The organism is Micromonospora sp. NPDC047762 (genome assembly GCF_043204655.1).
Taxonomy (GTDB): Bacteria; Actinomycetota; Actinomycetes; order Mycobacteriales; family Micromonosporaceae; genus Micromonospora.
In genome coordinates this window covers 692,542-714,616 of record NZ_JBIDCQ010000001.1, presented here as the reverse complement: position 1 = coordinate 714,616, position 22,075 = coordinate 692,542, and the positions used below count along the sequence as shown (strand labels likewise).

At 70.1% G+C, this 22,075-nt stretch carries 14 protein-coding genes; 11 read left to right on the top strand and 3 right to left on the bottom strand.

The genetic code is table 11. The features are described 5' to 3' along the window. Positions 1-5 precede the first annotated feature (5 nt). Positions 6-1,148, bottom strand: coding sequence for a polyprenyl synthetase family protein (locus ACGF3C_RS03505; protein ID WP_357225610.1), 1,143 nt, complete (start codon positions 1,146-1,148; stop codon positions 6-8). Between the two features lie 64 nt (positions 1,149-1,212). Between ACGF3C_RS03505 and ACGF3C_RS03500 the strand changes: the two genes are divergently transcribed. Together ACGF3C_RS03500 and ACGF3C_RS03495 are read left to right on the top strand one after the other, a co-directional pair. After that, positions 1,213-2,136 (top strand): phytoene/squalene synthase family protein, encoded by a 924-nt coding sequence (locus ACGF3C_RS03500; RefSeq protein ID WP_357225614.1) that lies wholly within the window; start codon positions 1,213-1,215, stop codon positions 2,134-2,136. Further along, a complete protein-coding gene (locus ACGF3C_RS03495; RefSeq protein ID WP_393218382.1) occupies positions 2,133-3,458 on the top strand; it encodes a cryptochrome/photolyase family protein in 1,326 nt (441 codons plus the stop codon). Before ACGF3C_RS03500 ends, ACGF3C_RS03495 begins: the two co-directional genes overlap by 4 nt. Here ACGF3C_RS03495 and ACGF3C_RS03490 read toward each other — a convergent pair whose 3' ends face one another. After that, positions 3,459-4,535, bottom strand: a complete 1,077-nt coding sequence (locus tag ACGF3C_RS03490; RefSeq protein ID WP_393218379.1) for a serine hydrolase domain-containing protein — start codon at positions 4,533-4,535, stop codon at positions 3,459-3,461. 81 nt (positions 4,536-4,616) lie between these two features. Between ACGF3C_RS03490 and ACGF3C_RS03485 the strand changes: the two genes are divergently transcribed. The 8 genes from ACGF3C_RS03485 to ACGF3C_RS03450 all read left to right on the top strand — a co-directional run bounded on the left by ACGF3C_RS03485 (position 4,617) and on the right by ACGF3C_RS03450 (position 19,795). Next, the gene (locus ACGF3C_RS03485) at positions 4,617-6,104 is read left to right on the top strand and encodes a dihydrolipoyl dehydrogenase family protein (RefSeq protein WP_393218376.1); all 1,488 of its coding nucleotides are present in this window, start codon (positions 4,617-4,619) and stop codon (positions 6,102-6,104) included. Between the two features lie 286 nt (positions 6,105-6,390). Continuing rightward, positions 6,391-7,395, top strand: coding sequence for a LacI family DNA-binding transcriptional regulator (locus ACGF3C_RS03480; RefSeq protein WP_357225626.1), 1,005 nt, complete (start codon positions 6,391-6,393; stop codon positions 7,393-7,395). Positions 7,396-7,728: 333 nt separating this feature from the next. After that, entirely contained in the window at positions 7,729-9,108 is a 1,380-nt protein-coding gene (locus ACGF3C_RS03475; RefSeq protein ID WP_357225628.1) for a sugar ABC transporter substrate-binding protein, read from the top strand. 87 nt (positions 9,109-9,195) lie between these two features. Further along, on the top strand, positions 9,196-10,152 hold the full coding sequence (locus ACGF3C_RS03470; RefSeq protein WP_393218372.1) for a carbohydrate ABC transporter permease: 957 nt from the start codon (positions 9,196-9,198) through the stop codon (positions 10,150-10,152). A gap of 11 nt (positions 10,153-10,163) precedes the next feature. Then, on the top strand, positions 10,164-11,051 hold the full coding sequence (locus ACGF3C_RS03465) for a carbohydrate ABC transporter permease (protein WP_355004735.1): 888 nt from the start codon (positions 10,164-10,166) through the stop codon (positions 11,049-11,051). 140 nt (positions 11,052-11,191) lie between these two features. Next, on the top strand, positions 11,192-12,811 hold the full coding sequence (locus ACGF3C_RS03460) for a glycoside hydrolase family 13 protein (RefSeq protein WP_357225632.1): 1,620 nt from the start codon (positions 11,192-11,194) through the stop codon (positions 12,809-12,811). Positions 12,812-13,008: 197 nt separating this feature from the next. Continuing rightward, entirely contained in the window at positions 13,009-15,921 is a 2,913-nt protein-coding gene (locus tag ACGF3C_RS03455; protein ID WP_393218368.1) for a discoidin domain-containing protein, read from the top strand. A 187-nt stretch (positions 15,922-16,108) separates the two neighbouring features. Further along, entirely contained in the window at positions 16,109-19,795 is a 3,687-nt protein-coding gene (locus ACGF3C_RS03450) for a discoidin domain-containing protein (protein WP_393218366.1), read from the top strand. Position 19,796: 1 nt separating this feature from the next. Here ACGF3C_RS03450 and ACGF3C_RS03445 read toward each other — a convergent pair whose 3' ends face one another. Next, positions 19,797-20,597: a crotonase/enoyl-CoA hydratase family protein gene (locus ACGF3C_RS03445; RefSeq protein ID WP_357234623.1), complete on the bottom strand. Its 801-nt coding sequence runs from the start codon at positions 20,595-20,597 to the stop codon at positions 19,797-19,799. A gap of 185 nt (positions 20,598-20,782) precedes the next feature. On the opposite strand from ACGF3C_RS03445, the gene ACGF3C_RS03440 reads away from it, so the two are divergent. Further along, positions 20,783-21,637 carry a Rieske 2Fe-2S domain-containing protein gene (locus ACGF3C_RS03440; RefSeq protein WP_328651462.1) on the top strand — a complete coding sequence of 285 codons (855 nt, stop codon included), beginning with the start codon at positions 20,783-20,785 and terminating at the stop codon, positions 21,635-21,637. Positions 21,638-22,075: the final 438 nt, after the last annotated feature.

Genomic DNA, 22,075 nt, shown 5'->3' with positions numbered 1-22,075 from the left:
GCTCATCAGGCCCGCCGGTTGGCAGCGGCGGTGGCCAGCCCGGTCAACGCGGTGCGCGCCGTCTGGTCCACGGGTGCGGCGTCGAGCGCGGCCAGCGCGTCGCTGACCCGCTCGGCGATCATCTGCTCCACCCGGGTCACCGCGCCGGTCTCGGCGACCAGTTCGGCGAACGTGTCGACCGATCCGTCGGCGGCCCGCTCCAACGCCGCGAGCTGGGCCGGGGTGGCCAGCTCACGGGCCAGCGTGAGCAGCGTGGTCGGCTTGCCGGTGCGCAGGTCGTCCCCGGCCGGTTTGCCGGTGGCCGCCGGGTCGCCGTAGACGCCCAGCAGGTCGTCGCGGAGCTGGAACGCTTCGCCGACAGCCAGGCCGTAGCGGGTGTACGCGGAGACCAGCGGGTCGTCGGCGGGCACCCCGGCCAGGCAGGCGCCGAAGAGCAGTGGTCGCTGGACGGTGTAGCTGGCGGTCTTGTAGCGGGCCACCCGTAGCGCCCGGTCGACCGACCAGCTGGCCGGGTCGTTCTCACCGAGCACGTCGAGATACTGCCCGGCGACCGTCTCGACCCGCATCTGGTCGTAGCAGCGGCGCACCTCGAAGAGCCGGCTCGACGGCACCGATGCGTGGGCCAGCAACTGGTCGGCCCAGACCATGCAGAGGTCGCCGATGAGCACGGCGACTGCCTCACCGAACCGGCCGGGATCTCCCCGGTGGCCGGCGGCGACGTGCTGTTCGGCGAGCGCGACGTGGGCGGTGGGCCGGCCACGGCGGGTTTTGGAAGCGTCCATCACGTCGTCGTGCACCAGCGCGAAGGTGTGCAGCAGCTCGAGCGCGGCCAGCGCGGGCAGCACCGGTGGCAGCGCCGCGGTGCCGCCGACGGCCCCGCGCCAGCCCCAGTAGGCGAACGTGGACCGGATCCGCTTGCCGCCGGTCAGGACGGCTTCCCGCGCGGTGGCGGCGAAGCTGCCCATCGACGCGTCGATCTCGTTGAGGGTGTCGACCTCGGCGGTGAGGAACGTGTCAAGGGTTTCGTCGACCGCCGTGACCAGATCGTGGGTATAAGCAGCCAGAACGGCGCGGACCGGATCGTCTCCGTCGGCCGGCCCTGCCGGCGCCACGCGGGTCACGTTGCCCGCAACTGCGTCGTTGGCCATGCGGCTGAGCGTACCCTAGGCTACGAGTTGCGTCGATTGGTGCGTCGATAATGGAGGAGGGCCGGTGGAAACTGATCTCACCGCTGCCTATGACCGGTGCCGTGAGCTGCACAAACGCCACGGCCGCACCTACTATCTCGCCACCCGCCTGCTTCCCGCGTGGAAACGACGACATGTGCACGCCCTCTACGGGTTCACGCGCTACGCGGACGAGATCGTCGACAGCACCGAGGACCTGCCGCCGGCCGAGCGGGCCGCTCTGCTGGACCGCTGGGCCAGCCAGTTCGTGGCCGGTCTGCACGGTGCGCCGGTCGACGACCCACTGTTGCCGGCGGTGCTGCACACGATCGCCGTCTTCGATCTCGACCGGGACGACTTTGCGTCGTTTCTGAAGAGCATGGCGATGGACCTGACCGTCACCGCGTACCCGACCTACGACCACCTGCTCGACTACATGGAGGGCTCGGCGGCGGTCATCGGCACCATGATGCTGCCGATCCTGGGCAGCTCCGACCCGGTGGCAGCCCGGGAGCCGGCCCGGCAACTCGGCTTCGCCTTCCAGCTCACCAACTTCATCCGGGACGTCGCCGAGGACCTCGACCGGGGCCGCACCTACCTGCCGGACGAGGACATGGCGAAGTTCGGGGTCACCCGCGAGGAGTTGGCCGAGGCCCGCGCCCGGGGCCGTGTCACCCCCCGGATCCGCGAGCTGATCGAGTACGAGGTGACCCGCGCCCAGGCGCACTACGCCGCCGCCGCACCGGGCATCACCATGCTGGCGCCCGCCTCGCAGGCCTGCATGCGCACCGCGTACGCCCTCTATGGCGGCATCCTCGACGAGGTGGCCGCGCAGGACTACGACGTCTTCGTCCAGCGGGCCCTGGTGCCGCAGCGGCGACGGATGGCGGTGGCCGCGCGGGCCCTGCTCACCTCGACGGGTACGCCGGTCGTCATCCCCGGGCCGACGATCCAGCCGGAGAGCCGGTGACCGCGAGTACGGCGATCGTGCTCTTCACCCGCGACCTGCGGGTGAACGACCACCCGGCGCTGGCCACCACCTGTGCGGCGTTCGACCAGGTGGTGCCGCTGTACGTGCTCGACCCGGCGCTGGCCGACCTCTCCGCCAACCGCACCCGCTTCCTGCACCAGGCCCTCGCCGACCTGCGCGACCAACTCCGCGAGCGTGGCGGCGACCTGGTGGTCCGGCACGGCGACCCGGTGGCCGAGACGATCCGGCTGGCCGACGAGGTCGGGGCCACCGCCGTCGCGCTCTCGGCCGACGTCAGCCACTACGCCGGCCGCCGGGAGCGGCGACTACGCGCCGAGTGCGAGCGGCATGGGCTGCACCTGCGCCTGTTTCCCGGGTTGACGGTTGTCGAGCCGGGAGCGTTGCGCCCCGGTGGCGGCGGCGACCACTACCGGGTGTTCAGCCCGTACCACCGGGCCTGGGCGGCCAACCGGTGGCGCGAGGAGCTGGCCGCGCCTCGGCGGATCGCGCTGCCCGACCGGGTACGCGTGGGTCGGTTGCCGGCGCTGCCGAGCGGCGACTCGCCCGACGCTGCCGCCGGAGGCGAGCGGGTCGCCCGCCAGCGGCTCACCGACTGGCTGCCCGACCTGAACCGGTACGGCGATCAGCACGACGACATGGCCGGCGACGACACCTCCCGGCTCAGCCCGTACCTGCGCTTCGGCTGCGTGTCGCCGCTGGCGGTGGCGAACCGCGCCGGCGACCGGTCCGGCCCGTTCGTCCGGCAGCTCTGCTGGCGGGACTTCTACTACCAGGTCACCGCCGCCTTCCCGGAGATCTCGACCGCGGCGTACCGGCGGGGTGCCACCGAGCAGTGGCGCTACGACGACGACGCGTTGGCGGCCTGGACCGAGGGACGCACCGGGATGCCGATCGTCGACGCCGGGATGCGGCAGATGCTGGCCCAGGGCTGGATGCACAACCGGGCCCGGCTGATCACCGCCGGCTACCTGACCAAGCACCTCGGGCAGGACTGGCGGTCCGGGGTGGCGGTCTTCTTCCGCTGGCTGCTCGACGGGGACGTGGCCAACAACTCCGGCAACTGGCAGTGGGTCGCCGGTACCGGCAACGACACGAAGCCCTACCGGGGGTTCAACCCGGTCCGGCAGGCCGAACGGTACGACCCGGACGGCGACTACGTGCGCCGGTGGGTGCCGGAGCTGACCGCGGTGCAGGGCAAGGCCATCCACCAGCCGTGGCGGCTGCCCGAGGCCCTGCGCCAGACGCTCGACTACCCGCCGCCCCTCTCGGTGCCCGGCACCGACCCCGTCTGGCTGCGCTGATCAGAGCACCGAGTGCAACACCTCGACCAGTTCGTCGACCCGGTCGTGCTCGGCGAGGTGCGCCGTGGCGTACGCGAAGGTGTAGCCGCGCTCGGGGTCGGCCCATGCGCTGCTGCCGCCGATGCCGCCCATGCCCCAGCTGCCGTCCGGCTCCCGTTGCATACCCAACGTCCAGCGGGCGTCGCGATCCAACACCAGGTCCGGCCCGTCGTACTGGACCCGGGTCGCCTCCGCGACCAGCTCCGGGCTGAACAGCCGGACCCCGTCCAGGACACCACCGGCCAGCAGGCCGGCGTAGAGCCGGGCCAGGCTGGGAGCGGTGGCGTGCAGGTTGACGGCCGGCATCTCGGCGCTGCGCCACAGTGGGCTGTTCAGGACGGCCAGGTCCAGCCCGCCGGCCGGGTTGCCCAGCGCCCGCGCCCGCAGCGAGCCCGGCTCACCGAGCGCCCGGGTCGGCCACCCCGGGTCGCCGTACCGCAGGTCCGCGCAGCGCGACTGGTCCGCCTCGGTCAGCCCGAAGCCGAGGTCGAGCTGCCACCGGTCGGCGATCTCCTCGGCCAGGAAATGGCCCACCGACCGCCCGTCGACGCGGCGGACCACCTCGCCCACCAGGTGCCCGTACGTCCAGGCGTGTTCCCCGGCGACAGTGCCCGGCGACCACTCGGGGTCGGCGGCGGCCAGGTCGCCGGTGAGCAGCGCCCAGTCGGCGACCGCGCTGGCCGGTCGCGGCACCGGAAAGGCCGGCAGGCCGGCGGTGTGCGACAACACCTGACGCACTGTGGCGGGAGTGCGGAACTCCGGCCAGTACCGGTCCACTGGCGCGTCGAGATCGACAGCGCCCCGGTCGACGAGCAGCAACAGGCAGAGCGCGGCCCCCGGCTTGCCGACCGAGTAGACGTTCACCAGCGAGTCCGGCAGCCACGGCTCGCCGCCCGGCCCGTGGCCGCGGCGGGAGCCGCCGGTCAGGTCCACGACCGGCTGCCCGTCGTACCAGATGGTCAGGGCGGCGCCGGTTTCCCGGCCGGAGGCGAGCAGGTCGTGGAAGCAGTCCCGGACCGGAGCGAAGCGTGCGTGCATCCGGCCACGGTAGGCGTCCGGGGCCGGTGGGCGTGCCGACTTTTCCGGCGACCCCGGTGGTTGGGGTGGTGTCGCTGGGGGATGCTGTTCGGTGTGGCGGAACCGGAGCTGGTGGATGTGGTCGTGGTCGGGCTCGGGGTCGGCGGCGAGGAGGTGGCCGAGCGACTTGCCGAGGCCGGCCTGAGCGTGGTCGGCGTCGAACGGGATCTCGTCGGCGGCGAATGCCCGTACTGGGGCTGCATCCCGAGCAAGATGATGATCAGAGCCGCAAACGCGCTCGCCGAGGCTCGCCGGGTCGACGGGCTCGCCGGGACGGCCCAGGTCCAGCCGGACTGGGCACCGGTGGCGAAGCGGATCCGCGAGGAAGCCACCGACACCTGGGACGACACTGTCGCGGCGGAGCGGTTCGTCGGCAAGGGTGGCCGACTCGTGCGGGGCAGCGGTCGGCTCGACGGTCCACGCCGGGTCCGCGTCGGTGACCAGGTGTTCGAGGCCCGCCACGGGGTGGTGCTGGGCACCGGCACCCGCCCGTCGGTGCCGCCGATCGACGGCTTGGCCGACACGCCGTACTGGACCAACCACCAGGCGATCGAGGTCGAGGAACTGCCGAAGACGCTGCTCGTGCTGGGTGGCGGCGCGATCGGCCTGGAGTTGGCGCAGGTCTTCGCCCGCTTCGGGGTCCGGGTCACGGTGGTCGAGGCGCTCGACCGTGTGCTGGCCATCGAGGAACCCGAGGCGTCCGAGGTCGCCGCCGCGGCGCTGCGCGCGGACGGCGTGGAGATCCACACCGGGGTACGCGCCGAACGGGTCGAGCACGACGGGACCAGATTCACCCTGCACGGTGGCGGCGGCGCGGAGTTCACCGCCGACCGGCTGCTGGTGGTGACCGGCCGCAAGGCCCACCTCGCCGAGCTGGGTCTGGACACGATCGGCCTGGACGCCAGCCAGCGTTACCTCCCGGTGGACGACCGTCTGCACGTCACCGACCACGTCTGGGCGGTCGGCGACATCACCGGCGAGGGTGCCTTCACGCACATCGCCATGTACCAGGCGGGGATCGTCATCGCCGACATCCTGGCCCGCGCCCGGCAGGCGAAGGCGGGCGCGGACGCCAGCGGCACCTCCAGCGTGGTCGGCGGAGCGATGGGCGCGTCCAGTTCGCTGGCCGCCAGCGGATCGAGTGGGTCAGCAGGCACCATCCCGCGAGCCGACTACCGCGCGCTGCCCCGGGTGACCTTCACCGATCCCGAGATCGGCGCGGTCGGGCTCACCGAGCAGCAGGCCCGCGAACGCGGCATCAACGTGCAGGTGGGTTTCACCAAATTGAGCAGTTCGACGCGGGGCTGGATCCACCGGGTCGGCGACGACGGTTTCATCAAGGTTGTGGCGGACGCCGACCAGGGCGTGCTGATCGGCGCGACCTCGGCCGGTCCGGCCGGCGGCGAGGTGCTGTCCGCGCTGGTGGTGGCGGTGCACGCGGCGGTGCCGTTGAGTCAGCTCCGGCACATGATCTACGCGTACCCGACCTTCCACCGGGCCATCGAAACCGCTCTACAAGACCTGTCCTGACCCCTGCCCTCACCCAAGGCCACCGCGCTCCGGGCCCCGCGCTGCCCTGCGTGCGGCGGCGGAGCATGATCCACTCGCGTTGCGGGAGTCGGGGTATCCGGGGCATTGAAACCGCGCGACATCACTGAAACCGAGTCGATCATGACCGTCTGAATCGCGTCGGCGTCACCACTGCGGGTCGTGGCGGTCGGAATGGTCGGCGGTGGGAAGAATGCGGCAGCCGACCAGCAAACGACAGGCAGATTGCTGTTCATTTCTTTCATGCAGGTGACGTATCATTGCGGTCGTGACCAAGCGGTTGACTGAAGTTGCCAAGAAGGCGGGCGTCAGCGAGGCCACCGTCAGCCGGGTGCTCAACGGCCGTGACGGGGTCTCCGAGGCGACCCGCACCGCAGTGCTCACGGCGCTGGACGTGCTCGGTTACGAGCGGCCGACCAAGCTGCGCGGCGAGCGCGCCCGGCTGGTCGGGCTGGTGCTGCCCGAGTTGCAGAACCCGATCTTCCCGGCGCTGGCCGAGGTGGTCACCGGCACTCTCGCTCAGCGCGGCTACACCCCGGCGCTCTGTGCCCGCACCATCGGCGGCGTCTCCGAGATGGACTATGTGGAGATGCTCCTCGACCACCAGGTCTCCGGGGTGATCTTCGCTGGCGGTTCGTACGCGCTCACCGACGCCCGACACGACCACTACCGTCGGCTCACCGACCGGGGCCTTCCGGTGGTGCTGGTCAACGCCGGCGTTGACGAGTTGGGGTTTCCCCGGGTCTCCACCGACGACGCGGTGGCGGTGGAGCAGGCGTACGGGCACCTGCGCTCGCTCGGGCACGAACGCATCGGCATGGTGCTGGGCCCGGAGGGGCATGTGCCGTCCCGGCGCAAGCTCGACGCGATGACCCAGGCTGCCGGCTGGGACGAGGGCGACGCCGAGTGCGTCGAGCGTTCCAGCTTCTCGTTGGAGGGAGCGCGGGTCGCCGCGACGAAGTTGGTCGAGCGGGGCGTGACCGGCATCATCTGCGCCAGTGACGTGCTCGCGCTGGGCACGATCCGGGCGGCCCGCCGGCTGGGCCGTTCGGTTCCGGCCGACGTGTCGGTGGTGGGTTTCGACGACTCCGCCTTCATGACGTGCACCGATCCGCCGTTGACCACTGTGCGGCAGCCGATCGAGACGATGGGGCAGGCCGCCGTGGATCTGCTGGTCACCCAGATAGAGGGTGCCGGCGTCCTCCAGGACGAGCTGCTGTTCGAGCCGGAGTTGGTGGTGCGGGGTTCCACCGCGCCCGCCCCCCGCCGCTAGGCACCACACCGAACGACGCTTCGGCCGTCGACCGCCTCTCGCGGTCGGCGGCCGTTTTCGTCGTTGCTCGCCGCCGTCGGCATCGACCGGGCCGAATGACCGGTCATAGGCCATCAATAGCCAACAAGTCGGGCCTCTTTCAGCGTCTTGCCAACATCTGTCGTAACCACGTCGTGTCCTTTCGGAACAGCGTCGATACCTTGCCGAAATGAGTCGGCCTCGCTACAGTGACTCCACTCACACCTGGCTCCGACGCAGCTACTGGGCGTCAGGTCGTATCACCGCAGATCAGCGAAGGTCATTGGAGTCACCCGTTCCCGAAGGGATGGACAGATGTCCGTACCGCACTACCGAAAGGCTGCGGCGGTTGCGCTCGTGGCCGGCCTGGGGCTCAGCCTCACGGCATGCTCCACGAAGAGCGACGACAAGGGCTCGAACGCCAGCGGCAAGGTCACCATCACTGTCGACTGCCAGCCGGTCGGCGCCCAGAAGGAGCTGCTGAAGAACTGGAACGACGACGTCGCCGAGTTCCAGAAGCAGAACCCGGACATCACCATCAAGAGCGTCAGCGTCGGCGAGCAGTGCAACAACCCGCCGGACTTCACCGCCCGCCTCGCCGGCGGCACCGTGACCGACGTGTTCTACGGGTACATGACCGATCTCCAGCAGGTGCTCGACTCCGGTCAGGCGATGGACATCAGCCAGTACGCCAACAAGGACACGGTCCCGACCTGGGACAGCGTCGACCCGGCGCTCAAGGAGGTCTTCACCGACGGCGGCAAGCTCTACGCCGTTCCGGTGAAGAACTACTCGATGGGTCTGGTCTACAACAAGGCCCTGTTCCAGCAGGCCGGGCTGGACGTGAACAGCCCGCCCAAGACCTGGGCCGAGGTCCGGACCGCCGCCAAGAAGATCTCCGCGCTCGGCAACGGCATCGCCGGTTACTCCGAGTACAGCGCCGGCAACACCGGCGGCTGGCACTTCACCTCCCTGCTTTACTCGCAGGGCGGCAAGGTGCTGAGCGAGGACGGCAAGAAGGCCGACTTCAACAACCCCATGGGCAAGCAGGTCCTGCAGAACCTCAAGGACATGCGGTACGGCGACAACAGCATGGGCGCCCGTCAGCTGCTCCAGTGGGGCGACCTGCTGACGAACGCCGGCGCGGGCAAGGTCGGCATGTTCATCGGCGCGCCGGACGCCACCCAGGCGATCGTCAGCCAGTTCCAGGGCAAGTTCCAGGACTGGGCGATGGCTCCGCTGCCCGGCCAGGACGGCGCGGCGAAGGGGACGCTCGGTGGTGGCGAGGGCTACTTCTTCAAGAAGGACCTCACTCCCGAGCAGGTCAAGGCCGGTCTGAAGTGGGTCGCGTACCAGAAGCTCACCCCGGGCAAGGGCCAGTTCGACTACGTCCGGGCCAAGCCGCAGAACTACCCGGTGGGTCTGCCCCAGCCGCTGCTCTTCGCCAACGGCAGTGACGCGCAGAAGCAGGAGCTGGAGCTGCGTAAGGCGAACGCGAACGTCGACACGACGAACTTCGCGCTCTTCGAGGCGACCCCGGTTCCGATCAAGGGTGAGCCGCGCAACGCACAGGCCGTCTACGCGGTGCTCGATGCCGCGATGTCGGGTGTGCTGACCAACCCGAACTCGAACATCGACGCACTGCTCAAGACCGCCGAGGAGAAGGTCAACCAGCTCCTCGCCGCCGAGAGCTGACCGATCGTGTGGGGGCCGGTACGCCGACCCGGCCCCCACACTCCTCACCCCGCGCCGTCGACGTCACCGACTCACCCAGGAGTTGCCTTGGCGATCACCACCGTCCCGGAGACCCGCAGGAAACCGGGCCGCCCGCCGTCGCCGTACTCGGCGAGGCCGCAGCGCACCAGCCTCGGCCGCAAGGTACGGGACAACCTGACCGGTCACGCGTTCCTGATCGGGGCGGTGCTCTGCTTCGTCGTCTTCTCCTGGTACCCGATGGTCCGCGGCATCGTCATGAGCTTCCAGCGGACCCGGCGCGGCGAGACCACCTGGGTGGGCTGGGACAACTACTCCCGCATCATCGCCGACCCGAGCTTCTGGACGGCCTGGCAGAACACCTTCTACTTCACGGTGCTCGCCCTCGCCCTCGGCTACGTGGTGCCGTTCTTCGTGGCGATCCTGCTCAACGAGTTCCGCCACGCCAAGGGGTACCTGCGGATCCTGGTCTACCTGCCGGTGATGCTGCCGCCGGCCTCGGCGCTGTTCCTCTTCAAGTTCTACGCGTACGACCCCAGCGAGGCCGGGCTCTTCAACGCGATCCTCAAGGCGCTGCACCTGCCCACCTCGCAGTGGATGCAGTCGCCCGAGATGACGATGCCGGCGATGGTGGTCGCGTCGACCTGGATGAACATGGGCGGCGCGGTGCTCATCTACCTGGCGTCGTTGCAGAACATCCCCGGCGAGCTCTACGAGGCCGCCGAGCTGGACGGCGCCGGGATCTGGCGGCGGATCGTGCACGTCACGATCCCGCAGACCCGGCTCATCCTCGCGCTCCTGGCGATGCTCCAGATCGTCGCCACCATGCAGCTCTTCATCGAGCCCCTGATCCTCGCCAACGGTGCGGGCGCGGAGGACTCCGCGACCTCGGTGGCGTACCTCATCTACCAGCACGGGTTCTTCCAGAACGACCTCAACGGCGCCGCCGCGCTGGGCGTGATCATGCTCGTGGTGCTGGCCGGCTTCTCCGCCGTGTACGTGCGGCTGACTGCGAAACAGGACTAGGACGGCGAGGAATGGCACAGGATTCCGGAACCCGGACCCTCATCTCCCACTCCCAGCTGAGCCGGGGGCGCGGCAAGGTCATCTACTGGACGCTGCTGGTCATCGTCGTGGCGGGGTTCACCCTCGTGTTCCTCGGCCCGCTCTACTGGATGGTCACCGGCGCGCTCAAGTCCGGCCAGGAGATCGCGCAGACACCACCCTCGCTGTTCCCGAAGGACCCGCAGCCGCAGAACTACATCGACGCCTGGAACAACCTGGCCCTCGCCAAGCTGCTGTTCAACACCTTCTACTACGCGATCGGCGCGGTGCTGTTCCAACTGGTCTTCGACAGCGCGGCGGCGTACTCGTTGTCCAAGCTCCGGCCGATCTTCGGCAACGCGATCCTCGGCCTGATGCTGGCGACGCTGATGATCCCGGCGATGGTCCTCATCGTGCCGCAGTACGTGACGGTGCTCGACCTGCCGATCCTGCACATCAACCTGCTGGACTCGCCGTTCGCCATCTGGCTGCCGATGGTCGCCAACGCGTTCAACATCTTCCTGCTGAAGCGGTTCTTCGACTCGATCCCCGAGGAGCTGATGGCCGCCGCCCTCATGGACGGGGCGTCGTCGCTGCGTACGCTCTGGTCGATCATCCTGCCGCTGTCGCGTCCCATCCTCGGCGTCGTCTCGATCTTCGCCGTGACGGCGGTGTGGAAGGACTTCCTCTGGCCGAAGCTGGTCATGCCCTCGCCCGAGACCCGGACGGTGAGCGTCGGCATCTACACCTTCGCCGGCGGCACACCGATGAACGTGGTGATCGCCGCGTCGGTCATCGCCGCGATCCCGACGGTCATCATCTTCCTGATCTTCCAACGGAACATCATGTCCGGTCTGACCACGGGCAGCATCAAGGGATAACCACCACCGCATCCTTCCGCGCGGCGAACAACGACCGTTCGCCCGACACACGACCAGGTCCGGCGAACCCGCCGACGTACTGACGCAGAAAGCAGGTGCTCGTGTCCACAGCTGACAGAAGTCCGTGGTGGCGTGGAGCCGTGATCTACCAGGTGTATCCCCGGAGCTTCGCCGACGGTAACGGCGACGGCATCGGAGACATCGCCGGCATCCGGTCCCGGCTGAACCACCTGTCCGCGCTCGGCGTCGACGCGATCTGGTTCAGCCCCTGGTACCCGTCGCCGATGGCGGACGCCGGCTACGACGTCTCCGACTACCGCGACATCGACCCGGTCTTCGGCACCCTGGCCGAGGTGGAGGCGCTGATCGCGGAGGCGCACGCGCTGGGCATCCGGACCATCGTCGACGTGGTGCCCAACCACTGCTCCGACGCGCACCCCTGGTTCCAGGCCGCGCTCGCCGGCGGACCCGGCGCGCCTGAACGGGACCTGTTCTGGTTCCGGCCCGGCCGGGGCCCCAACGGCGACGAGCGACCCACCGACTGGATCGGCGAGTTCGGCGGCGAGACCTGGACCCGCACCACCAACCCGGACGGCACCCCCGGCGACTGGTACCTGCACCTGTTCGCCCCCCAGCAGCCGGACTTCAACTGGGACCACCCCCGGGTGCGGGAGGAGTTCGAGGACATCCTGCGGTTCTGGTTCGACCGGGGCGTGGACGGCATCCGGATCGACTCGGCCGGGCTCCTGGTCAAGGACGGGACGCTGCCCGAGGTCCGCGAGGACGAGCCGCACCCGTTCCACGACCTCGACGGCGTGCACGACATCTACCGGGGCTGGCGTCGGGTCGCCGACGAGTACGCCGACCGGGCGCTGATCGGTGAGGTGTGGCTGCCGGACCGGCAGCGGTTCGCCAACTACCTGCGCCCGGACGAGCTGCACGCCGCGTTCAACTTCGACTTCCTCGGCTGCGCCTGGGACGCCGCGGCGCTGCGGGAGAGCATCGACGGGACGCTGAGCGCGCACGCGCCGGTCAACGCGCCGGCCACCTGGGTGCTCTCGAACCACGACGTCACCCGGCACGTCACCCGCTACGGTCGCGCGGACACGCGGTTCAGCTTCGCCGCCAAGCGCGAGGGCACCCCCACCGACCTGGAGCTGGGCACCCGCCGGGCCCGCGCCGCCGCGCTGCTCTCGCTGTCGCTGCCCGGTGCCGCCTACGTCTACCAGGGCGAGGAGCTGGGCCTCTACGAGGTCGAGGACATCCCGTACGCGATGCGCCAGGACCCCATGTGGGAGCGGTCCGGCCGGATCGACCCCGGTCGGGACGGCTGCCGCGTACCGCTGCCGTGGGCCGGGGACGAGCCGCCGTTCGAGTTCAGCCCCGAGGGTGCCGCGGCGCCCTGGCTGCCGCAGCCGGCCGACTGGAAGGAGCGGACGGCCAGCGCGCAGACCGGCGACTCGGCCTCGATGCTGGAGCTGTACCGGGCGGCGATCCAGGCCCGCAAGGCCGACCCGGCGCTCGGTGACGGCGAGCTGACCTGGCTGCCCGCCCCGGACGGGGTGTTGGCGTTCAGCCGTGGCGGGGGCTTCACCTGCCTGGTCAACCTGTCCGCCGCGCCGGTACCGATGCCAGCTCAGGGGGAGTTGCTGCTGGCCAGCGGGCCGCTCGACGACGGGTTGCTGCCGGCCGACACAGCGGTCTGGCTGCGTACCGCCGAATCCACCGACGGGCCGCGCGGGGCGGACGGCCCGGCCTGACCTGACTCTGCTCGCCGTGGTGGCGGCGGCCCCGCCCCCCCCCCCCCCCCCCCCCCCCCCCCCCCCGGGGGGGGGGGGGGGCCCCCCCCCGCCCCCCCCCCCCCACGCCACCCAGGAAGGGAGAACCGAGGGGGACGCGCGACACCGCACCGACACGGGGGGATCTGGCCTGCCTGACGAAAGGGAGAGCGCAGCTCATGGCCAACCACACCACCGGCACCCCGCACCACCTTCGACACCCGACCAGGGCACTGTTGGCCGCCATCTCCGCCACAGTGCTCGCCGCCACCTCGGTGACCATCCTCGCGGTCACCGGCACCGCGACCCCGGCCTCCGCGGCGGGGTTGTCCCCCTTCGACATCCCCAACCGGGGCGCCACTGTGCCGTTCATCGAGCACGAGGCGGAGAAGGTCGCCCACAACGGCACGAAGATCGGCCCGGACCGGCGTTACGGCACGCTGCCGTCCGAGGCGTCCGGCCGGGAGGCGGTCACCCTGGACGCCGTCGGTGAGTACGTCGAGTTCACCCTCACCGCCCCGGCCAACGCTGTCACCTTCCGCTACAGCCTGCCGGACAACTCGGCCGGCACCGGCCGGGATGCCGCCATCGACCTGCGGGCCAACGGCAACCTGCTGAAGTCGGTCCCGGTGACGTCGAAGTACGGCTGGTACTACGGCGGATACCCGTTCAACAACAACCCGGGTGACACCAACCCGCACCACTTCTACGACGAGACCCGGGCGCTGTTCGGCAGCACCCAGCCGGCCGGCACGAAGATCCGGCTCCAGGTCTCCTCGACGGCGCAGTCGCCCACGTTCACCATCGACCTGGCCGACTTCGAGCTTGTCGCGCCGATCGCCAAGCCCTCCGGTGTCATCGACGTGGTCACCGACTTCGGGGCCGATCCGAGCGGCGCGACCGACTCGACGGCGAAGTTCCAGGCGGCTGTCGACGCCGGCAAGGCGCAGGGCCGGGCGGTCTGGATCCCGACCGGCACCTTCACCCTCTGGGATCACGTGGTGGTCGACGGGGTGACTCTGCGCGGCGCGGGCCCCTGGTATTCAGTGCTCGGCGGCCGGCACCCCACCGAGCGGAACAGGTCCGTCGGCATCTACGGCAAGTACGTTCCCGGTGGCGGCTACACCGGCCCGGTCCGCTCGCACGAGGCGAACGGGCCCAGCCGCAACGTCACGCTGCGGGACTTCGCCATCATCGGCGACATCCGCGAACGGGTCGACGACGACCAGGTCAACGCCCTGGGCGGCGCGATGACCAACTCGGTGGTGGACAACCTCTGGCTGGAGAACACGAAGGTCGGGGCGTGGATGGACGGCCCGATGGACAACTTCACCATCCGCAACAGCCGGATCCTGGACCAGACCGCGGACGGGGTGAACTTCCACACCGGGGTGACAAACTCGACGGTGACAAACACGTTCGTCCGCAACACCGGTGACGACGCGTTGGCGATGTGGGCGCAGAGCGTGCCGAACGTCAACAACTCCTTCACCCGCAACACCATCGGCGTGACCCTGCTGGCGAACCACCTGGTCAGCTACGGCGGTCGCGACATCAAGATCACCGACAACGTGACCGCCGACTCGCTGACCAACGGTGGTGGCATCCACGTCGCGAACCGCTATCCGGGTGTGCAGGGCGACACCGCGGTCCGGGGCACCTGGACGATCGCCCGGAACACGCTGATCCGCAACGGCAACTCGGACTACAACTGGAACTTCGGAGTGGGGGCGATCTGGTTCTCCGCCCTCAACGAGTCGTTCCAGCAGGCCACCATCAACATCACCGACACCGACATTCTGGACAGCTCGTACGCGGCGCTGCACTGGATCGAGGGTCAGACCAGCGGCATCAACCTCTCCAACGTGCGGATCGACGGCGCCGGCACGTACGCGCTCCAGGTGCAGGCACCGAGCCAGGTGTCCTTCACCAACGTGCGGGCCACCAACATCGCGCAGAGCAACCCGATGCACAACTGCGTGGGCGGTGGCTTCCAGATCACCCAGGGCTCCGGCAACTCCGGCTGGTACACCCCGACCCCGTACTGCGGCCCGTGGCCGGACCCCCAGTGGGGTGGCGGACCCACCTCGCCGCCGCCCACCACGACCCCGCCCCCGACCACGACGCCGCCGACCACCCCACCGCCCACCACGCCGCCCCCGACCAGCGGGAACCTGGCGCTGGGCCGGTCGACGACCGCTACCAGCACCAACCAGAGCTACACGGCCGCCAACGTGGTGGACGGCAACGCGTCGACGTACTGGGAGAGCGCCAACAACGCCTTCCCCCAGTCGGTGACCATCGACCTGGGTGCGTCCCGGTCGGTCGACCGGGTGGCGCTCAAGCTGCCCAGTGGTTGGGAGCAACGCACCCAGACCCTGTCGGTGCTCGGCTCCACCGACGGCTCGTCGTACACCACACTGGCGTCGTCCGCCGGTCGGGTCTTCGCCCCCGGCTCGGGCAACACGGTGTCGATCGGGGTGCCCTCCGGTGACCGCCGCTACATCCGGGTCACCGTCACCGGCAACAGCGGCTGGCCGGCCGCGCAACTCTCCGAGGTCGAGGTGTACGGCGGCACCCAGACCACCCCGCCGCCGACCACACCGCCCCCAACCACACCGCCCCCAACCACACCGCCCCCAACCACGCCGCCCCCGACCACGCCGCCGCCCAGCGGCAACCTCGCGGCCGGACGGTCGATCACCGAGACCAGCCACTCCGACGTGTACGCCGCCCCCAACGCGGTGGACGGCAACGCGAACACCTACTGGGAGAGCGCCAACAACGCGTTCCCGCAGTCGCTGACGGTGGACCTGGGCGCCGACCGGTCGGTGTCCCGGGTCGTGCTGAAGCTCCCACCCTCATCGGCCTGGCAGACGCGTACGCAGACGCTGGCGGTGCTCGGCTCCACTAACGGGTCGACGTTCAGCACGCTGAAGGCGTCCGCCGGCTACAGCTTCAACCCGGCCAGCGGCAACACGGTCACCGTGACCTTCACGGCGACCACCCAGCGGTACCTGCGGCTGACCGTCACCGGCAACAGCGGCTGGCCAGCCGGCCAGCTCAGCGAGTTCGAGATCTACTCCAGCTAGGTCGGGTGCCCCCGCCCGAAGCGGCGGGGGCACCCGGTCCGGGCGTCCCGGCGCAACGCCGCGCCGGCCGTCCGACCCGTCCCCACCCAGCACCGTCCCCCACCTGTCGCGGAACGACGGGCGTACCCCTGCACCCGTCGCCGGGCAACGCACCCGCACCCACCCCCGAAAGAGGTGTAGCGACCCCATGTCCAGTAACGGCACCAGACGAGGCACGCCGCCAACCGGCGCGCACAATCCCGTCTCCCGCACGGGCCACCGACGGCTGCTCGCCGGCGTACTCGCCGGCGTGCTCCTCGCCACCGCCCCGGTCGTCACCCCCATGGCGAGCGCGGCACCGGCGGCCGACCCGTCCGCAGCCGCCGCCCGCGTGGCCATGCTCGCCGGGCTCTCCGCCACCATGACCGCCAGCAGCTACAACCAGAACTACGTGGCGGGCAACGCCAACGACGGCAACGCGTCAACCTACTGGGAGAGCGCCAACAACGCGTTCCCGCAGTGGATCCAGGCCGACCTGGGCGCCACTGTCAGCGTGGACCGGGTGGTGCTCAAGCTGCCACCCGCGTCGGACTGGCAGACCCGTACGCAGACGCTGTCGATCCTGGGATCGACGAACGGCTCGTCCTTCACCACCCTGAAGGCGTCCGCCGGCTACACCTTCAACCCGAGCAGCGGCAACACCGCGACCGTCAGCTTCACCGCCGCCAGCACCCGCTACGTACGCGTGCAGGTCACCGGCAACACCGGTTGGCCGGCCGCCCAGCTGTCCGAGGTCGAGGTGTACGGCGCGACCGGCAGCACCGACACCCAGGCTCCCAGCGTGCCGGGCAACCTGGCCTACACCCAGCCGGCCAGCGGGCAGATCCGGCTCGCCTGGTCGGCGTCGACCGACAACGTCGGGGTGACCGGCTACGACGTCTACGCCAACGGTGCGTTGCGTGGCAGCGTCGGCGGTTCGACGCTCACGTACACCGACAGTCAGGCGGACAGCGCCACGGTGTCGTACCACGTGCGGGCCAAGGACGCCGCCGGCAACCAGTCGGCGAACAGCAACACAGTGACCCGGACCGGCACCGGCAACCCGCCGACCGGCTCCAACCTGGCGATCGGCAAGCCGATCAGCGCCTCCGGGTTCGTGCACACGTTCGTGGCCACCAACGCCAACGACAACAACGTGGCCACCTACTGGGAGGGCAACGGCAACCCGAGCACGCTGACCGTGCAGCTCGGCGCGAACGCCACCCTCAGCCAGGTCGTCGTGAAGCTCAACCCGGACTCGGCGTGGGGCGCGCGTACCCAGAACATCACGGTTCTCGGCCGGGACCAGGGCTCGTCGAGCTTCACCACCCTGGTCGGCGCGGCGAACTACAACTTCAGTCCGGGCAGCGGCAACACGGTGACCATCCCGGTCTCCGGCGCGGCGGCCGACGTACGGCTCTCGATCGCCTCGAACACCGGTGCCCCGGCTGGTCAGGTGGCCGAGTTCCAGGTCTTCGGCACTCCGGCCCCGAACCCGGACCTGACCGTGACCGGCATGTCGTTCAGCCCGTCCGCACCGGTGGAGACCAGCACCATCACGCTCTCCGCGACGGTACGTAACGCGGGCTCGGCGGCCTCCGGCGCGACCAACGTCAACTTCTACCTGGGCTCCACCCGGGTGGGCACGGCCTCGGTCGGCGGTCTCGCGGCCGGTGCCTCGACCACTGTCAGCGCCAGCATCGGCACCCGGGACTCGGGCAGCTACCCGCTCAGCGCCAAGGTCGACGAGTCGAACACCGTCGTCGAGCAGGACGACACCAACAACAGCTACACCAACCCCAGCCCGCTGGTCGTCGCCGCGGTCGCCAGCTCCGACCTCGTCGCCTCGGCGGTCGCCTGGTCGCCGGGCAACCCGTCGGCGGGCAACACGGTGACCTTCTCCGTGTCCGTCCGCAACGCCGGCAACCAGGCTTCCGCCTCCGGTGCGCACGGCATCACCCTGACCGTGCTCAACGAGTCCGGCACGGTCGTCCGCACCCTGACCGGCTCGTACTCCGGCGTGATCAACGCCGGTGCCACGGTCGGCCCGATCAGCCTGGGCACCTGGACCGCCGCGAATGGCAAGTACACCGTCCGGGTGGTGCTCGCCGTGGACGGCAACGAGCTGCCGGTGAAGCAGGCCAACAACACCAGTGACCGGCCGCTCTTCGTCGGTCGCGGTGCCAACATGCCGTACGACATGTACGAGGCCGAGGACGGCGTCGTCGGCGGCGGCGCGGCGGTCGTCGGGCCGAACCGGGAGATCGGCGACCTGGCCGGCGAGGCGTCCGGTCGGCGGGCGGTGACCCTCAACTCGACCGGCAGCTACGTCGAGTTCACCACCCGGGCCAGCACCAACACGCTGGTCACCCGCTTCTCCATTCCGGATGCGCCGGGCGGCGGTGGGATCAACTCGACCCTGAACGTCTACGTCAACGGCACCTTCCACAAGGCCATCGACCTGACGTCCCGGTACGCCTGGCTCTACGGCAGCGAGGCCAGCCCGGGCAACTCGCCGAGCGCGGGCGGACCGCGGCACATCTACGACGAAGCCAACGTCATGCTCAACTCCACCGTCCCGGCCGGCAGCAAGATCCGTCTTCAGAAGGACCCGGCCAACACCACCACGTACGCCATCGACTTCATCAACACGGAGCAGGTGGCGCCGATCGCCAACCCGGACCCGGCGCGCTACACCACGCCGACCGGCTTCACCCACCAGGACGTGCAGAACGCCCTGGACCGGGTGCGGATGGACACCACCGGCAACCTGGTCGGGGTGTACCTGCCGGCTGGTAACTACTCCACCTCGTCGAAGTTCCAGGTGTACGGCAAGGCCGTCCAGGTGACCGGCGCCGGCCCCTGGTACACCCGGTTCAACGCTCCGTCGGGCCAGGACAACACCGACATCGGCTTCCGGGCCGAGAACTCGGCGGCGAACTCCTCCTTCAAGAACTTCGCCTACTTCGGCAACTACACCTCCCGGATCGACGGTCCGGGCAAGGTGTTCGACTTCGCCAACGTGTCGAACATCGTGATCGACAACATTTGGAACGAGCACATGGTGTGCCTCTACTGGGGCGCGAACACCGACTACATGACGATCAAGAACTCCCGGATCCGGAACATGTTCGCCGACGGCATCAACATGACCAACGGGAGCACCAACAACCTGGTCAGCAACAACGACGCCCGGGCCACCGGCGACGACAGCTTCGCGCTGTTCTCGGCCATCGACGCGGGTGGCGCCGACATGAAGGACAACATCTACGAGAACCTGACCTCGACCCTGACCTGGCGGGCCGCCGGTGTCGCCGTGTACGGCGGCTACGGCAACACGTTCCGCAACATCTACATCGCGGACACCCTGGTCTACTCGGGCATCACCATCAGCTCGCTCGACTTCGGCTACCCGATGAACGGCTTCGGTGCCAACCCGCCGACCCGGTTCGAGAACATCTCGATCGTGCGGGCTGGTGGGCACTTCTGGGGTGGGCAGACCTTCCCGGCGATCTGGGTCTTCTCCGCCTCGAAGGTGTTCCAGGGCATCCGGGTCAGCGATGTCGACATCATCGATCCGACCTACAGCGGCATCATGTTCCAGACCAACTACGTCGGTGGGCAGCCGCAGAACCCGATCACCGACACGGTCTTCACGAACGTCTCGATCAGCGGTGCCCGGAAGAGCGGGGACGCCTACGACGCGAAGTCCGGCTTCGCCATCTGGGCGAACCCCATGCCGGAGGCGGGGCAGGGGCCGGCCGTCGGCTCGGTCACCTTCAACAACCTGCGGCTGAGCAACAACGCCGTGGACATCCAGAACCCCACGACGACCTTCACCATCAACCGCAACTGATTCACCCGGTAGCCGACGCCGTCGGGGGGACCCACCCTCCCGGCGGCGTCGCGCCGTGTCGGCCCTCGCCCGCGGCGAACCGGGCCGCGCCGGCCGCCGCGTCAGTGGCCAGCGAATCCATCCCGTACGCCAACTCGGTCGCCAGCGCTTCCGGCTCGGGTCGTCCCGCAGCGGCCAGCAGTGCCAACCGGTCGTTGCGCAGGCAGGTCTGCGGATGCCGGGCGATCGCCGCCGCCAACTCCTCGGCCGCGGCCCGCGCCTGGCCGGGTGGCACCAACCGATTGACCAACCCCATCGAGTACGCCTCGTCGGCCGGCACCGGCCGGCCGGTGAGGATCAGGTCCATGGCCCGACTCTCGCCGATCAACCGGGGCAGCCGGACGGTGCCACCGTCGATCAGCGGCACTCCCCAGCGGCGGCAGAAGACCCCGAGTGTCGAGTCGGACTCGGCGACCCGCAGGTCACACCAGAGCGCCAGTTCCAGCCCGCCCGCCACCGCGTACCCGGAGATCGCCGCGATCACCGGTTTGCTGAGCGTCATCCGGGTCGGACCCATCGGGCCGTCCCCCTCGGGCTCGACCCGGTTGCCGCTCGGTGTGCCGATCGCCTTGAGGTCGGCGCCGGCGCAGAACGTCCCACCGGCGCCCCAGAGCACTGCCACCAACGCGTCCGGATCAGCCTCGAAGGCCCGAAACGCGTCCGCCAGCGCCCGAGCCGTAGGACCGTCCACGGCGTTCCGAGCGTCCGCCCGGTCCAGCACCACTGTGGTGACCGCCCCGACCCGCTCCACCCGTACACCCATCCCGCCAGCATGCCGGCCCGGCCCCAACCCCACAATCCCCGTCGATCTTGCACTTTGGGTTGCCGATTCGCCCCTTGTGGCCAGGATTTTGTGAGCACAAACTGCAAGATCGGCGGCCTGGGTGGTGCGGCAGGTTTGTCGCCGCTGGCCGGTTTGCGACGGCGAACGCCGGGAAGTCGGTACTCGTGCGAGCACTTTTGACGAAAGTTGAGCAGGACTCCCGGCTGGACCGCGCGGGCGACCGGTTGCAGAAGGTCGTCCTGGGGACGCTACGTCCACGTCGGCTGCGCGACCTGTTGCACGGGGTGACCCTCGGGCATCCGCTGCACCCGGCGATGGTGCAGGTGCCGGTCGGCGCGTGGATCAGCGCCGCGGTGCTGGACCTCATGCCCGGGCAGCGCCGGCCCGCCACGGTGCTGGTCGGTCTGGGCACCGTCAGCGCGCTGCCGGCGGCCGTCGCCGGTCTGAACGACTGGGCGGCACTCGCCCGGGACCAGCGCCGGGTCGGCCTGGTGCACGCCGCCGCCAACACCGTCGGCATGACGCTCTACGCCGGCTCGCTGGCCGCCCGGCTGTCCGGCCGCCACGGAATGGGTCGCGCCCTCGGCTTCCTCGGGCTCTCCACGGTGAGCCTCGGCGCGTACATCGGGGGTCACCTGGCGTACAAGCAGGGGGCGCAGGTCAACCAGAGCGTCTCCGAGCTGCACCGGATGACCGATGGCTGGCACTCGCTGGCCGACATGGCGACGCTGCCGCAACGCACCCTGATCACCAGAGAGGTGGACGACGACATCTCGGTGATCCTCTACCGGCACGGTGACGAGGTGACCGTGATGTTGGAGCGCTGCCCGCACCAGAGCGGGCCGCTCGGCGAGGGTGAGGTGCAGGAGATCGACGGCCACGCCTGCGTGGTCTGCCCGTGGCACGGCAGCGCCTTCCGGCTCAACGGCGGCGAGGTCGTACAGGGGCCGTCCGGCAACGACCAGCAGATCCTGCCCACCCGGATCCAGAACGGTGTGCTCCAGACCCGCCTGCCCTGACCCGATCCGCGCTGACCCGATCCGCGCTGGCCCGATCCGCGCCGGCCCGTTCCCCGCTGGCCCGCCCGCGCCGTGGCCTGGTCCGGGCGCCTCCGGCGTCGGGATGCCTCACCTCACGCAGATGCTCCGCGCCCCAGGGCAGTAACTCCTTCGACGCTGATGTCTGTGAGTCATCGTGATGACTCACAGACATCAGCGCTCTCCGGGACGTCGCCCCGGCCGCCCCGCCAGGGCGGCGTGACCAGACCGCCTCGGGCGCGATCGGCGCGACGTGAAGGAACCAGGTCCAGCGCGGGGTGGCCAGCCGCGTGGCAGGCGCGGCGTGGGTCCGGCGGATGCCGCCCGACCGGGGTGGCCAGCCGCGTCGCAGGCGCGGCGTGGGTCCGGCGGACGCCGCCGACCGGGGTGGCCAGCCGCGTCGCAGGCTGGCGTGGCGTG